We start from the raw sequence: 14,128 nt of genomic DNA, 5'->3' as shown, positions 1-14,128 counted from the left end.
GTTCGCCACCCGGCCTGTGACCTGGCCCGTCACCCGGTCCGCGGCGCGGCCGGCGTCACGGTCGGTGTCCACTTCATGGTGCTGCACGCCGGCGCCTCCGGGCGTCTATGAGCATTTCCTGTACGTTCCGCAGCGGCTGGCCCTCCGCGTCCGTGGAGTGCCGCGTCCAGTTGCCGTCCGCGCCCAGGTGCCAGGAGGACGTCGTGTCGGACATCCCGGTCTCCAGGAGCCGGGTGAGCGCCGCGCGGTGCGCCGGGTCGGTGATCCGGACCAGCGCCTCGATACGGCGGTCGAGGTTGCGGTGCATCATGTCGGCGCTGCCGAGCCAGACCTCCGGCTCGCCGCCGTTGCCGAACGCGAAGACCCGGGAGTGCTCCAGGAAGCGCCCCAGGATCGACCGCACCCGGATGTTCTCCGACAGGCCCGGCACCCCGGGCCGTACGGCACAGATCCCGCGGACCCAGATGTCCACCGGGACACCCGCCTGCGACGCCCGGTAGCAGGCGTCGATGGTCGCCTCGTCCACCATCGAGTTGACCTTGAAACGGACGTACGCGGGCCGCCCGGCGCGGTGGTGCGCCACTTCCTTGTTGATCCGCGCGATGAGCCCGTCGCGCAGGGACTTCGGGGCGACCAGCAGCCGCCGGTAGGTCTCCCGGCGCGAGTAGCCGGACAGCCGGTTGAACAGGTCGGAGAGATCCGCGCCGACCTGCGGGTCCGCGGTGAGCAGCCCCAGGTCCTCGTAGAGCCGGGCGGTCTTCGGGTGGTAGTTGCCCGTACCGACATGGCTGTAGCGGCGCAGGGTGTCGCCCTCCTGCCGCACCACCAGTGAGAGCTTGCAGTGCGTCTTCAGCCCGACCAGCCCGTACACCACGTGGCAGCCGGACTCCTCCAGCTTCCGCGCCCACTTGATGTTGGCCTGCTCGTCGAAGCGCGCCTTGATCTCGACGAGGACCAGGACCTGCTTGCCCGACTCCGCCGCGTCTATCAGCGCGTCCACGATCGGGGAGTCGCCGGAGGTCCGGTACAGCGTCTGCTTGATGGCCAGTACGTCGGGGTCGGCCGCCGCCTGCTCCAGAAAGGCCTGGACGGAGGTGGAGAACGAGTCGTACGGGTGGTGCAGCAGCACGTCGCGCTCGCGCAGCGCGGCGAATATGTCGGGCGCGGAGGCGGATTCCACCTCGGCGAGATCGCGGTGCGTGCCCGCGACGAACTTCGGGTACTTCAGCTCGGGCCGGTCCAGCGACGCGATCCGGAAGAGCGCCGTCAGGTCGAGCGGCCCCGGCAGCGGATAGACCTCCGCGTCGGACACCTTCAGCTCGCGCACCAGCAGATCGAGGATGTACGGGTCGATGGACTCCTCGACCTCCAGGCGCACCGGCGGCCCGAAGCGGCGCCGCATGAGCTCCTTCTCCAGCGCCTTGAGGAGGTTCTCGGCGTCGTCCTCCTCGACCTCCAGGTCCTCGTTGCGCGTGACCCGGAACATGTGGTGCGCGAGCACCTCCATGCCGGGGAACAGCTCCTCCAGGTGGGCGGCGATCACGTCTTCGAGGGGGACGTAGCGCTGCGGCGACGCCTCCAGGAAGCGGGCCAGCAGCGGCGGCACCTTCACCCGCGCGAAGTGGCGGTGGCCGCTGACCGGGTTGCGGACGACGACCGCGAGGTTGAGGGAGAGCCCCGAGATGTACGGGAAGGGGTGGGCCGGGTCCACCGCGAGGGGTGTGAGGACCGGGAAGATCTGCTGGCGGAAGAGGGTGAAGAGGCGCGCCTGCTCCTTCTCGGTCAGCTCGGGCCAGCGGATGATGTGGATGCCCTCGTCGGCCAGCGCGGGGGCGATGTCCTGCTGGTAGCAGGCGGCGTGCCGGGCCATGAGCTCGCGGGAGCGGGTCCAGATCAGGTCCAGCACCTCGCGCGGCTGGAGGCCCGAGGCGGAGCGGGTGGCGACGCCGGTCGCGATGCGCCGTTTGAGTCCCGCGACCCGGACCATGAAGAACTCGTCCAGGTTGGAGGCGAAGATCGCCAGGAAGTTGGCGCGTTCGAGGAGCGGTGTCGTCGGGTCCTCGGCCAGCTCCAGCACCCGCTCGTTGAACGCGAGCCAGCTCCGCTCGCGGTCCAGGAACCGGCCCTGGGGCAGCGCGTTGCCGTTGCCGTGACCATTGCCGTTGCCGTCCTGGCCGCGGTCCTCCTCGTACGCGTCGAGGTCGGAGTCGAGATCGGGTTCGAGGTCGCCCGCCGACCCGGTCGTGGCGAACGTGCGGGGCCGGTGGGAAGCTATGAAGCCGACGGACGGCTGCTGAGGGTGCTGGGACGGCTGGACCGGAACCTCGGCGGGCTGGTGGCTCATGTCCCCATTCTTCCGCGCGGAGGGTACGACAGGCGCGTCGGAGAGCGCGGGGGTGAGACGGGCCCTCCCGTTCGCGGTGGTCCTGCCGTTCGGAGTGCCGTTCGGAGTGGGGGGTACAGCGGGCTCGGGCTGCATTCACCGAGGGTCGCAAGGGCTTCTGAATGGCCGGTAACGGCGACATGACATGCAGGGAAGCGGGGCGGGTCCCCCGGGGGCGGCCCGGGGACCGGCTCGTACGGATCTCCCGTACGGCCCGGCTTGTACGGCCCTGCTCGTATGGCCCGGCATGTACGAGTCGCCCCGTACCGGCGCCACCCGCGGGCGGCGCGCCGGCCGCCCCTGAGCCGACCGTACGGTACGCCGTTCGGGTGCCCGGGTCCGGGTCGGGCCGGACCCGGGCACCCGGGCGGGCTCAGGACTCCGTGCGGTACATCAGGTCGACCTCGTGCGTGGCGAAGCCCAGCCGTTCGTACACCGTCACCGCCGCCGTGTTGTCCGCGTCCACGTACAGCATCGCGGTCGGCAGTGCCTGCGCCGCGAGGTGGCGCAGGCCGGTCGCGGTGAGCGCCTTGCCGAGGCCGCCGCCCTGCGCGTCCGGGCGGATACCGACGACGTACACCTCACCGAGCTGCTCCTCGGCGTGCACCTTCGTCCAGTGGAAGCCGATCAGCTCCCCGCCCCGCTCGGCCAGGAAGAACCCCTTCGGGTCGAACCACGGCTCGGCGATCCGGTCGTCCAGGTCCCGCTGGGTCAGCGCGCCCTGCTCGGGGTGGTGGGCGAAGGCGGCCGCGTTGACCGCGAGCCAGGCCGCGTCGTCCTGCCCGGGGACGAAGGTACGGACGGTGACCCCCGGCGGCAGCACCGGATCCGCGATGTCCAGCGGGGCCAACGGGCGGCGCAGCTGCCGCAGTTCGCGGAAGAGCGTCAGCCCGAGGACCTGCGCGAGATGCCGGGCGGCCGGCTTCCCGCCGTGCGCCCAGGCCCGCAGCCGCTTCCCGGAGGCGCCCAGCAGCGCGTTGCCGAGCGCCCGGCCGTGGCCCCGGCCGCGGCGCCCGGGGCGTACGACCAGTTCGACGGCGGGCGCCTCGATCGGGTCGGTGTCCTCCAGTTGCCCGTACCCGACCAGTTCCCGCGCCCCGCCGTCCCCTTGGCCGGCGCCGGACCCGGCGGACGGGGCGGACGGGGTGGATTCGCCGTCGCCGCCCTCCCGGTCCGCGGTGACCAGGAAGTGCCGTACGCCCTCCCGGTGACCGCCGCGCAACTGGAGCCGCCCCTGTTCGGAGACGGCCTGCACGCCGTCCGTCGCGGCTGCTTCTGCCAGCAGGCCGAGGACGTCCTCCGCCTGTTCGGGGGTGAGCGCGTCGAGGGTCTGGATCTGCCGGCCGGACTCGCGGGCTACTGCGTCAGTCATGCGTCGAGGGTACGGCGGCGGCGCTTCCCCTGGGCGCGTACCGGCCGCACGCGGTGCGCGGGGCACCGACCGGTGACGTACGCGTAAAGGCAACCCACTCGTAACCCGCGAGCCCTGTATAGCTACGCGCGTTGACTCTAGGCTGCCGCTCGCAACCTCAGACTTTTGAGTTCATAAGGGGATCCATGTCAGCGACACCGCAGAAAAACCGAGCGGCACGGCGGGTGTTCGCCGCTGCCGCAGGTCTGGCCACCGCGGGCGCGCTCTTTGCCGCGCTGCCGGCCTCCGCAGGGACGCCCGCCGAGAGCGCCCAGAGCGCCGGGAACGGCTTCGGTCACTCCAAGCCCAAGCCCGACCCCAAGACGGTCGACGTACAGCTCCTGTCCTTCAACGACCTGCACGGCAACCTGGAGCCCCCGGCCGGTTCCGCCGGAACCGTCAACGAGAAGCAGGCCGACGGTACGACCAAGGCGATCCCCGCCGGCGGTGTCGAGTACCTGGCGACCTCGCTGCGCGACGCCCGTAAGGGGCACCCGTACTCCGTCACCGCCGCGGGCGGCGACATGGTCGGCGCGAGCCCGCTGCTCTCCGGTCTCTTCCACGACGAGCCGACCATCGAGGCGCTCAACAAGATCGACCTCGATGTGACGGCCGTCGGCAACCACGAGTTCGACGAGGGCGCCACCGAGCTGGGCCGCCTCCAGAACGGCGGCTGCCACCCGACCGAGGGCTGTTACGAGAAGGGCAAGAAGTTCAAGGGCGCGGACTTCCCGTACCTCGCCGCCAACGTGACGTCGGAGAAGACCGGCAAGCCGGTCCTCAAGCCGTACACGGTGTGGAAGAAGAACGGCGTCAAGATCGGCTTCATCGGGGTGACCCTGGAGGGCACGCCGAACATCGTGACCGCCGAGGGCGTCAAGGGCCTCAAGTTCCACGACGAGATCGAGACGGTCAACAAGTACGCCAAGGAGCTGGACAAGCAGGGCGTCAAGTCGATCGTCGCGCTGATCCACGAGGGCGGCTCCCCGGCCTCCACCTCGTACAACTACAACTGCGACAGCCCCGGCGCCGGTGACGGCATCTCCGGTCCGATCGTCGACATCGCCAAGGGCATATCGCCGAAGGTCGACGCGCTGGTGACGGGCCACACGCACCAGGCGTACGCGTGCACGATCCCGGACCCGTCCGGCAACCCGCGCCTGGTGACGTCCGCCTCGTCGTTCGGCAAGCTCTACACGGACACCACGCTCACCTACGACCTCCGTACCCAGGACATCGTGCGGACGAGCGTCAAGTCGGCGAACCACGTCGTCAGCCGTGACCAGGCCAAGGCCAAGGACATGACCGACCTGATCACGCGCTGGAACAAGCTGGCCGCGCCGATCGCCAACACCCCCAAGGGCTACATCTCGGCCGACATCAACGGCCGCGGCGCCACGACGCCCGAGACCCCGCTCGGCGACGTGATCGCGGACGCGCAGCTCGCGGGCATGTCCCCGGCGGACAAGGGCGGCGCGCAGATCGCCTTCATGAACCCGGGCGGGATCCGCTCCGACCTGGTCTTCAAGGCGTCGGGCAGTGAGGGCGACGGGGTCGTCACGTACGGCGAGGCGTTCACCGTGCAGCCGTTCACCAACATGATGAACGCGGTCGACCTGACCGGCGCGCAGGTCATCACCGCGCTCCAGCAGCAGGTCAGCGGCTCGAACGAGGCGTCCCCGAAGATCCTCCAGGTCTCGAAGGGCCTCACGTACACCCTGGACATGACGAAGTCGGGCGCGGCCCGTGTCGTCACGGACTCGGTGAAGCTGAACGGTGCGGCGATCGACCCGGCGAAGACGTACCGCGTCGCGATGAACGAGTTCCTCGCGGGCGGCGGCGACGGCTTCGCGGCCCTGGGCCAGGGGACGAACAAGCTGGTCGGCGCGTCGGACCTGGACATGTTCAACGCCTACCTGTCGGCGAACTCCACGGCGCAGGCGCCGCTGGCGCCCCCGGCGGCGGACCGCATCACGATCGTCAAGTAGCACGCGATCACGAAGTATTAGCTCGACCAGTAGTAACTGAACGAGAATCTCTGCCCGAAGGGCGGTGGGCCGACGGCCCGCCGCCCTTCGACGTACGCCGGGCTTGCTACGCGGGCGACGGCGCGGTGCCGGCCCGGCCGTCGAGGAAGATCCGGTCCAGCTGGTGGTGGAGCGCGGCGGTGGCGGACTCCGGCGTCCGGTGGCCGACCAGGATGCTCGTGCCGAGCCCCGCGGCCAGGGCGAGCAGGCTGATCGCGTCGCTGCGCGGGTCCGTGCCGGGCCGCGTGAGCCCGGCCTCCCGCGCCTGCTGGAGCAGGCCGGCCACGGCGTCCTCGGCGGCGGCCGGGTTGTCGGTGAACGGCTGATCGGCGAGGGCCCTGTCGGTCACGGACAGTACGGCGTAGGAGGTGTAGACGAGGTGGAAGGTACGGCTCTCCTCGTCGGTCGGCAGTGACACCAGCAGCAGGGCCTCGATCACCGCGCGCGGGCCGGGATCGTCGCCCGCGGCGGCGAGCCGGGCGGTGATCCGCTCGGTGAACCGCGCGGCCAGCTGCTCCAGTCCGTAGAGCAGCAGCTTCTCCTTGGTCTGGAAGTAGTACTGCACCAGCCGCAAGGACACCCCCGCCTCCGCCGCCACGTCCCGCATCCCCACGGCGTGCAGGCCCTGCCGCCCCGCCACCCGCACGAGCGCCTCGGCGATCTCGGTGCGCCGTTCCTCGTGGTCCACCCGCTTGGGCATCGGTCGCGTCTCCACTCGTCGGTTCCGTACGTGTCGGTTCCCCCGCCGCCCGCGGCGTCATGGTACAGCCGTACCATCATCATGGTACGGTCGTACCACAAAGGATGGCTCATGAACGCCTCTGGAGGTGGCCCGCCATGCCCGAGACGACGACCCGTGCCCGGCCCGACGTCGGTCGCTATGTGAGCGACGCTCTGCGGGACCGCTACTTCGCGGCCTGCGACGCGCTGTACGCGATGGGCGCGCCGGCCGTCGCCGAGACCGACGTGGAGACCGCCTTCGGTACCACCCACGTCTACCGGTACGGTCCCGCGGACCCCGCCGCCGCGTCCCGCACCCCGGTCGTCCTGGTGCACGGGGCGAGCAGCTGCTCCGCCATGTGGTACCCCAACACGGCCGCGCTCGCCGCCGAACGCCCGGTGTACGCGATCGACACCCCCGGCGACCCGGGGCGCAGCGTGCAGCGGGAACCCATCCACCAGCCCGAACGGGCCGCGCAGTGGCTGGACGAGACGCTCGCCGGCCTCGGCCTCGACCGCGTGCACCTCGTCGGCAGCTCGTACGGCGGATGGCTCGCCCTCAACCAGGCGCACCGCAGGCCCGGCCGCCTCGCCTCGGCCACCCTTCTCGATCCCGGCGGGCTGGAGAAGGTGGGCCTCCGCTTCTTCGTCTGGATATTCGTCAGCCTCTTCGCGACCTCGGCCCCCAAGAGGCTCCGCCCCCGGCTGGCGGCCTGGCTGGAACAACCGGTGCTCGTGGTGCCGGAGCTGCGCACCATGATCCGGGCCGGTGTCCGCGCGTACCGGGTCCGCCGCCCCGCGCCGCTCCCGCTGACCGAGGACGAACTGCGCACCATCCGCACCCCGCTCTACCTGGTGCTCGGCAAGCGGAGCCTCCTCCTGCACCCGGAGCGCCAGGCGGAGCGCGTCCCGCGCCTGATCCCGGCCGCCCGCGCCGACATCATCACCGGCACGGGCCACGGCCCCCAGATCGACCACGCGGACCAGGTCAACCCCCGGATGCTCGCCTTCATGCGCACGGCGGAGTGAGCGGGGGAGCGGGTGCGGGCGGGTTCGGGTCGAGGGGACCAGTTCCGGTCACCGGTCCGCCGCCGCCGCGTTACTCCATCCGGCCATCAGTGCGCGAGAGCGCTCAAGCCGTGCTGGTGGCGCGGACGAAGGAAGGGTGATCGGACTTTCGCGGATGTGTCCCGGCCGGGACACGTTCAGCGGTCAGCCACCTTCAAGGAGTACCTATGCGCCTGCGCGCACGCTGGGCATCGACCGCCCTTCTGCTGCTCGTTCCTCTGCTCGCCGGTACCGGTACGGATGCCATGGCGGCGGATCCCGGCAGGGGGCTCGTCCCGGTTGAGCGTTCCGCCCAGGCGGTCCCGGGGCAGTACATCGTCTCCCTCAAGTCCACGCACACGCCGCGCACCGTACTGCGGCAGCTCGGGCTCAACCCCCTGCACACGTACGAGAAGGTCTTCTCGGGGTTCGCCGTCACCCTCAGCCCGAGCCAGCTGGAGCTGGTGCGCGGCTTCCCGGGGGTGGCCGCCGTGGAGGAGAACGCGGTGGTCACGGCCGACTCCCCGACGACAGCACGGGCGACGACAGCCCCGACCCGGGCCCCCGGCGAACCTCAGGCACGGGTGCCGGCCCTGAGCTGGGGGCTGGACCGGATCGACCAGCGGTATCTGCCGCTCGACGGGCAGTACGACGCGACCGGCACCGGCAGGGGCGTCACCGCGTACATCGTCGACACCGGGATCGAGACCGCGCACAGCGAGTTCGGCGGCCGGGCGAGCGTCGGGTTCGACTCCATCGGTGACGGACAGAACGGCCAGGACTGCAACGGCCACGGTACGCATGTGGCGGGCACCACCGGCGGTTCGGACCACGGCGTGGCCCGTGACGCCTCGCTCGTCTCGGTCCGGGTGCTCGGCTGCGACGGCAGCGGTTCCTGGGCCGGAGCACTCGCCGGGTTCGACTGGGTGGCCAAGAACGCCGAGCAGCCCGCGGTCATGAACGCGTCTCTGGGCGGTCCCCGGTCCACGGCCGTCAACACGGCGGTGAACGCCGTCGCCGACAGCGGTGTCGTGCCGGTCGTGGCGGCCGGCAACGAGAACCAGAACGCCTGTGACGTCTCGCCCGCCGGCGCGTCCAAGGTGATCACGGTCGGGGCGACCGACGAGCAGGACCGGCAGGCGAGCTTCAGCAACTGGGGTACGTGTCTGGAGCTGTACGCACCGGGGGTCGGCATCATCTCCGCCAAGCTCGGCGGCGGTTACAAGGCGCTCAGCGGAACCTCGATGGCGAGCCCGCATGTCGCCGGTGTCGCCGCGCTGCTCAAGGAGGAGTACCCGACGGCCTCCCCGGCGGCCGTCTCCCGGTGGATCACCGACGAGTCCACCAGGAACCTGGTGACGTCGATCGGAGCGGGCTCCCCCAACCGGCTGCTCTACACCGACAGCCTCTGAAGCCTCTGACCCGCCTCTGACCCGCCTCGGATCGGCGGGCGACGGCGCCGCGTAGCAAGGGGGGCGGGAGGAGCGGAAGGGGCAGCGCATCTGCCTTCACCGGTGTCCTCCGGGTCCTTCCGCTCCTCGCTCCGTCATTGGTTAAGTTTGTCTCGGCCTGTGTCGGTGCTGCGCGAATGAGGCGATCCCTTGCTTGGTCACGAAGAGAAGTCGGACAGGGGCGCCCGGCGGGGTATGCCGTTGCCCGCCGTCGGCGCGCGTGGCCGGACGGCTGCCGCCCCGCCCGTTGCCCCTCTCTCGCCGGTCGCGGCACCGGGCGGCCGGAGCGGGGAGTCGGTGCTGGCGCTGCAGCGGTCCGTGGGCAACGCGGCCGTCGCGCGGATGCTGGCGGACGAGCGGCACAGCCACAGCTCGACGTGCGGTCATGGGGATGCCGGGGCGTCTCTCCCCGTGCAGCGTCGGATGCGCGCCCCCGAGCGTGAGCCCGAGGACGAGACACAAGCTCTTGACCTCGTGAAAGAAGTGACGCAGTCCCGTGGGAAGCAGTTCGCCGGGTCGGAGCTCCGCGAACTGGAGGCGTGGCACGGTGGTGCGGACCTCTCCGGGGTGCAGGTGCACGACGACGCGAAGGCGCAGCGTGCGGCGGCCGGTATCGGGGCGCGTGCGTACACCGCCGGCGAGCACATCGTGCTCGGCAAGGGCGGCCATGACATCAAGACCAAGCGGCACGAGACCGCGCATGTGCTCCAGCAGCGCCAGGGTGCGGTCTCGGGGGCGTCGGTCGGTAACGGGATGACGATGAGCAGCGAGGGTGACCCCCACGAGCGCGCGGCCACGGCCGCCGAGACGACGCAGGCCGCCCCCGTGCCTGTGCAGTCGGCGCCGCGGAGGAAGGGCGATCCGCAGGAGGAAGAGCAGTAGGAAGAGCAGTCGGGAGAGCAGTTGGGAGAGCAGGCGTCCCGTGAAGGGTGTCCGGTCGGGGTTCGGCGGAAGCGTGCGCGGGCCTGGTACAGACCAATCCCCGTGAACGTGTTCCACTCGTGACGTGTACCCGTCATAATCCGAGGGCTGTTTCCCTGATGCCCTTACGGACGACGGAGGCACCCCCACATGAGCACATCCCCCGGTACCCGCCGCGGCTTTCTCGCCGGCGCCGTTGCCATGTCCGCCACCGCCCTGGTGGGCGTGGGCGCCGGTGGCGGGACCGCTGTCGCGGCCTCCGCCCGCACGGCCACGCCCCCGCGCGTACTCGCCACCCACGACTGGATGGGCGGCTTCGCCGACTCGACCCCCGTGCAGCGCCTGACCATTCCCGGTACGCACAACGCCGGCGCCCGTTCCGGCGGCCTCTTCGTGGCCTGCCAGAACACCTCCATAGCCGAGCAGTTGACCAGCGGCGTCCGCTTCCTGGACATCCGCTGCCGGCTGTTCGAGGGCGCGTTCACCATCCATCACGGCGCGTTCTACCAGAACCTCAACTTCGACGACGTCCTCAACGCCTGCCGGAACTTCCTCCGGGCCAACCCCTCCGAGACCGTCCTCATGCGGGTCAAGCAGGAGTACTCCACCGAGAGCGACGCGGAGTTCCGGCGGATCTTCGACACGTATCTCGACGGCAAGGGCTGGCGCTCCCTCTTCCGGCTCGACAACGGACTGCCGACGCTCGGCCAGGCCCGCGGGCGGGTCGTGCTACTCGGGGACAACGGAGGGCTGCCCGGACTGCGGTACGGGGACGGCGGGCTCTTCGACATCCAGGACGACTACCAGGCGGCGCCGGGCGCCAAGTACTCCAAGATCGAGGCCCACTTCCGGAAGGCCGCGACCCAGCCGGGCAAGCTGTACGTCAACTACGTGAGTACGGCGTTCCTGTCGACGCCCCGCTGGAACTCCGACGAACTCAACCCGAGGGTGCACACCCTCCTGGACTCGGCGGAGGGAAGCGGCTGGCGCGGGCTCGGGATCGTGCCGCTGGACTTCCCGGCCACCCGGGCCGGGCTGGTGGAGTCGCTGATACGGCACAACGGCTGAGGAGAGCGAGGGAGCGGGGGCGAGGGAGCGGGGGGCGGGGCCGAATGGTTGTCCGGCGTTCCGGGGAATCGCGAGATCTCCCACATGAATAGCCGGACAACCGTGGGTAAACGGGTCGATAGCGGTGCCGGGACAAGTGTGCCCGGCCGGTGGGGCGTGTTGGTATGAGTCGATGCGACCCCCCACACGCATACCCGAGCACGTGTCCGACCCCGAGCCTGACCCCGAGCCCGACCCCGGGCCCCGCCTCGCGCCCAACCCCTATGACGAACTGGCGCGGCTCGCCCCGCCCGAGGGGGAGGACGTCCCCGGATCACGCGGTCCCGGCGGCCCGCGTGAGCCGGGTGACCCGTCCCCCCTCGGGGTGCCGTCCGACCCGGACGACGACGACTGGTCCCCGCCCGACCACCGGCGGAAGGGGAGGCGTGGCCGCCGCTCCGGCTCCCTCTCCGCCGCGCTGAAACTGACCGTCGCCCTCGCCGTCTGCGCGGCGTTCCTGCTGCTCGCGGACCGTGCCGCCGAGCTCTACGCGCAGGACAAGGCCGAGGAGCGGCTTCAGGAGTCGCTCGGTCTCACGGCCCGGCCGGCCGTCGACATCCACGGCTTCCCGTTCCTCACCCAGGTCCTCGGCAAGCGGCTCGACCGCGTGGACGTCACCGTCCCGCATGTCGCCGCCGACCGTGTCTCGCTGGCGGAGGTACGGGCCAGCGCCCGGGACATCCGCGTCGTCGGCGATCTGCCGTCCTCCGTCAAGGGCGCGGTCGTCGGGCGGATGGACGGTGACGTACTGCTCAGCTTCGACGATCTCAGCCGCGAACTCAGCGCCTCCCAGGTGAAGTTCACCGACAGCGGCGCGGGCTCCGTACGGCTGGCGGGCTCGCTGCCGGTGGCCGGTTACGACCTGCGGGTACGGGCCGAGGCGCACATCGGGAACGAGGGCGGCCGGGCCGTCACCACCACCGTGGACGGCATGCGGCTCGACATCCCCGGCGTGGCCACCTACCGGCCGGGCCGGGACCGCGCCCACTCCGGGCTGCGGCTGGCACCCGAGGCCGCCGGGCGGATCGCGGAGGAGAAGGGCCGCGCCCGGGAGCTGCTGGAGGTGCCCGCCGTCGTACGGGCGCTCGGGGTGCCGCAGGCGGACGTCGACCGGGCACTGCGCAGCGAGGCGGCGCTGAGCCGGTTCACCGGGCGGCCCGGCTTCGTCCAGGAGCTGTTGCGGCTCAATCTCCTCGATGTCGTCGCCGACAACCCGGGGCTGCTGAAACGGGCCGGCATCGACCCGACGCTGGTCGACGCGCTGCTCAACCTCCGCCCGCCGGAGCTCTCCGACCGGCTCTCGCTCTCCTTCGAACTGCCGAAGACCCCGGGTGACCTGCGGTTGCGGCACATCACGGTGGAGCCGGACGGGATCAGGGCGCGGCTGGTGGGGTCGTCCGTGCCGGTGGGTGGAGCGGCCTGACGCGGTCGGTGGGTGGAGCGGCCTGAGGCGGTCGGTGGGCGGGGCGGCGGACACTCCCGGGCCCGGGAGCCGCCGCGACCGCCGGAACCGCCCCGGCGCTCACACCCGGTGCGCGCCGTCCAGGTTGTTGCCGAGGCCGCCCAGCCCGTCCAGGCCCTCCGGCGGCGGTGTCGGGGCGCCGGGGATGCGGATCGCCGCGACCGTTCCGCCGCCCGCCGCCTGGCGCAGCGCGATCTCGCCGCCCGCCTGCTGGACCGTACGCGCGACGATCGACAGGCCGAGCCCCGAGCCGGGCAGGGCGCGCGCCGTCGGGGAGCGCCAGAAGCGTTCGAAGACGTGCGGCAGGTCCTCGGCCGGGATGCCGGGGCCGTGGTCGCGTACGGTCAGCTCGCCGGTGCCGCCCTCCCCGCCGCTCAGCGCGACCTCGACCGTACCGCCGGGCGGGCTGAACTTCACCGCGTTGTCCAGCACGTTGACCAGCGCACGCTCCAGGCTGGCCGGCTCGGCCCGTACGTACCAGGGCCGCAGGTCCGTGCTGATCGTCAGGTCGGGGCCGCGCAGCCGCGCCCGTTCCAGCGCGCTCCCCATGATCTCGTGGAGCGCGACGACCTGGAGGGGCCCGGGGCCGGCGGCGTCCGGCCGCGACAGTTCCTGGAGGTCCCCGATGAGCGAGGCCAGCTCGGTCATCTGCGCCTTGACGGACGCCATCAGCGCCCTGCGGTCGGCCGGCGGGATGGCGCGGCCGGTCTCCTCGCTGCGCGCGAGGAGTTCGACGTTGGTACGGAGCGAGGTGAGCGGTGTCCGCAGCTCGTGCCCGGCGTCCGCGATGAGCTGCGACTGCCGGTCCCGGGAGGACGCGAGGGCCGCGGTCATGGAGTTGAAGGAGCGCGACAGCCGGGCGATCTCGTCCTCGCCCTCGACGGGGATCCGGACGGTGAGGTCCTCCGTACGCGCGACGTGCTCGACCGCGCGGGTCAGCCCGTCGACCGGCCGCAGCCCCGACCGGGCGACCCAGAGGCCCGCCAGCCCGGCGCCGATCACCCCGACCCCGGCGACGAGCGCGAGCAGCACGGCGAGTTCGTTGAGGGAGGCGTCGATCTCGGCGAGGGGGCGCGAGACGGAGACGGTGACCAGTCCGCCGCCCCGGTAGGGGGCGCGCTGGGTGAAGACACGGACCTTGGCGCCGTTGTCGGTCACGCTGTCGTGGAGCGCGGTGTGGAGGGTGCCGTCCGCGACCTCCAGGTCGTCCTGCTGGACCTTCACGGGCTCCGAGCCCGGGGACACGCAGCGCTGTCCGTTGGGCAGCACCACCTGGACGTAGGCGAAGCCGGAGGTGGCGGTGGACTCGGGGTTGGTGCCCGCGTTGCAGGCGGCGATGGCCTCCTGTACCGAGCTGGCCGGCGCGGAGGTGTTCTCCAGGGACGAGTCGAGCTCGCTCGGCAGCTGGGTGCGGGTCAGCAGCCAGCAGGCGACGGCGACGGCGGCGACGGCGATCGCGACGGCCGAGGCGACCAGCAGGGCGAGGCGGGAGCGCAGCGGGAGCGTACGGAACCGCTGGACGGGACCGGTCACGCCGGGCCGCCGTTCCGGTGCCGGTGGCCGTATCCGCCGAATCCGCCGTGCCCACCAGGCCCACCA

General features: G+C 71.7%; 10 protein-coding genes. 6 read left to right on the top strand and 4 right to left on the bottom strand.

Annotated features, from left to right (window positions below; all coding sequences use genetic code 11):
- Nucleotides 1–73: 73 nt before the first annotated feature.
- Both ACFTZC_RS30605 and mshD read right to left on the bottom strand, forming a co-directional pair.
- Nucleotides 74–2,344, bottom strand: coding sequence for an RNA degradosome polyphosphate kinase (locus tag ACFTZC_RS30605; RefSeq protein ID WP_382895169.1), 2,271 nt, complete (start codon nt 2,342–2,344; stop codon nt 74–76).
- Between the two features lie 412 nt (nt 2,345–2,756).
- The gene (mshD, locus tag ACFTZC_RS30600) at nt 2,757–3,755 is read right to left on the bottom strand and encodes a mycothiol synthase (protein WP_382895167.1); all 999 of its coding nucleotides are present in this window, start codon (nt 3,753–3,755) and stop codon (nt 2,757–2,759) included.
- 185 nt (nt 3,756–3,940) lie between these two features.
- Here mshD and ACFTZC_RS30595 point away from each other — a divergent pair, with 185 nt between their 5' ends.
- Nucleotides 3,941–5,782, top strand: a complete 1,842-nt coding sequence (locus ACFTZC_RS30595; RefSeq protein ID WP_382895165.1) for a bifunctional metallophosphatase/5'-nucleotidase — start codon at nt 3,941–3,943, stop codon at nt 5,780–5,782.
- Between the two features lie 106 nt (nt 5,783–5,888).
- On the opposite strand, the gene ACFTZC_RS30590 is transcribed toward ACFTZC_RS30595, so the two are convergent.
- Entirely contained in the window at nt 5,889–6,521 is a 633-nt protein-coding gene (locus ACFTZC_RS30590) for a TetR/AcrR family transcriptional regulator (RefSeq protein WP_382895163.1), read from the bottom strand.
- A 137-nt stretch (nt 6,522–6,658) separates the two neighbouring features.
- On the opposite strand from ACFTZC_RS30590, the gene ACFTZC_RS30585 reads away from it, so the two are divergent.
- The 5 genes from ACFTZC_RS30585 to ACFTZC_RS30565 all read left to right on the top strand — a co-directional run bounded on the left by ACFTZC_RS30585 (nt 6,659) and on the right by ACFTZC_RS30565 (nt 12,490).
- A complete protein-coding gene (locus tag ACFTZC_RS30585; RefSeq protein WP_382895161.1) occupies nt 6,659–7,570 on the top strand; it encodes an alpha/beta fold hydrolase in 912 nt (303 codons plus the stop codon).
- A 206-nt stretch (nt 7,571–7,776) separates the two neighbouring features.
- The gene (locus ACFTZC_RS30580) at nt 7,777–9,000 is read left to right on the top strand and encodes a S8 family peptidase (protein WP_382895159.1); all 1,224 of its coding nucleotides are present in this window, start codon (nt 7,777–7,779) and stop codon (nt 8,998–9,000) included.
- 336 nt (nt 9,001–9,336) lie between these two features.
- The gene (locus tag ACFTZC_RS30575; protein WP_382895157.1) at nt 9,337–9,921 is read left to right on the top strand and encodes a DUF4157 domain-containing protein; all 585 of its coding nucleotides are present in this window, start codon (nt 9,337–9,339) and stop codon (nt 9,919–9,921) included.
- A 189-nt stretch (nt 9,922–10,110) separates the two neighbouring features.
- Entirely contained in the window at nt 10,111–11,028 is a 918-nt protein-coding gene (locus ACFTZC_RS30570) for a phosphatidylinositol-specific phospholipase C (RefSeq protein ID WP_382895155.1), read from the top strand.
- 202 nt (nt 11,029–11,230) lie between these two features.
- Nucleotides 11,231–12,490 carry a DUF2993 domain-containing protein gene (locus tag ACFTZC_RS30565; protein ID WP_382895153.1) on the top strand — a complete coding sequence of 420 codons (1,260 nt, stop codon included), beginning with the start codon at nt 11,231–11,233 and terminating at the stop codon, nt 12,488–12,490.
- A gap of 99 nt (nt 12,491–12,589) precedes the next feature.
- Here ACFTZC_RS30565 and ACFTZC_RS30560 read toward each other — a convergent pair whose 3' ends face one another.
- Entirely contained in the window at nt 12,590–14,062 is a 1,473-nt protein-coding gene (locus ACFTZC_RS30560; RefSeq protein WP_382895151.1) for a sensor histidine kinase, read from the bottom strand.
- Between the last annotated feature and the right edge of the window lie 66 nt (nt 14,063–14,128).

The sequence above is a fragment of the Streptomyces sp. NPDC056987 genome (genome assembly GCF_042673865.1).
Classification (GTDB): Bacteria; Actinomycetota; Actinomycetes; order Streptomycetales; family Streptomycetaceae; genus Streptomyces.
This window is presented reverse-complemented; position numbering and strand designations above follow the sequence as displayed.

Bases quoted from the DNA above. Each gene is read 5' to 3' on its own strand.
- ACFTZC_RS30570 (WP_382895155.1), top strand. From the start codon at position 10,111: ATGAGCACATCCCCCGGTACCCGCCGCGGCTTTCTCGCCGGCGCCGTT.
- ACFTZC_RS30590 (WP_382895163.1), bottom strand. From the start codon at position 6,521: ATGCCCAAGCGGGTGGACCACGAGGAACGGCGCACCGAGATCGCCGAG.
- ACFTZC_RS30595 (WP_382895165.1), top strand. From the start codon at position 3,941: ATGTCAGCGACACCGCAGAAAAACCGAGCGGCACGGCGGGTGTTCGCC.
- ACFTZC_RS30585 (WP_382895161.1), top strand. From the start codon at position 6,659: ATGCCCGAGACGACGACCCGTGCCCGGCCCGACGTCGGTCGCTATGTG.
- ACFTZC_RS30605 (WP_382895169.1), bottom strand. From the start codon at position 2,344: ATGAGCCACCAGCCCGCCGAGGTTCCGGTCCAGCCGTCCCAGCACCCT.
- mshD (WP_382895167.1), bottom strand. From the start codon at position 3,755: ATGACTGACGCAGTAGCCCGCGAGTCCGGCCGGCAGATCCAGACCCTC.
- ACFTZC_RS30580 (WP_382895159.1), top strand. From the start codon at position 7,777: ATGCGCCTGCGCGCACGCTGGGCATCGACCGCCCTTCTGCTGCTCGTT.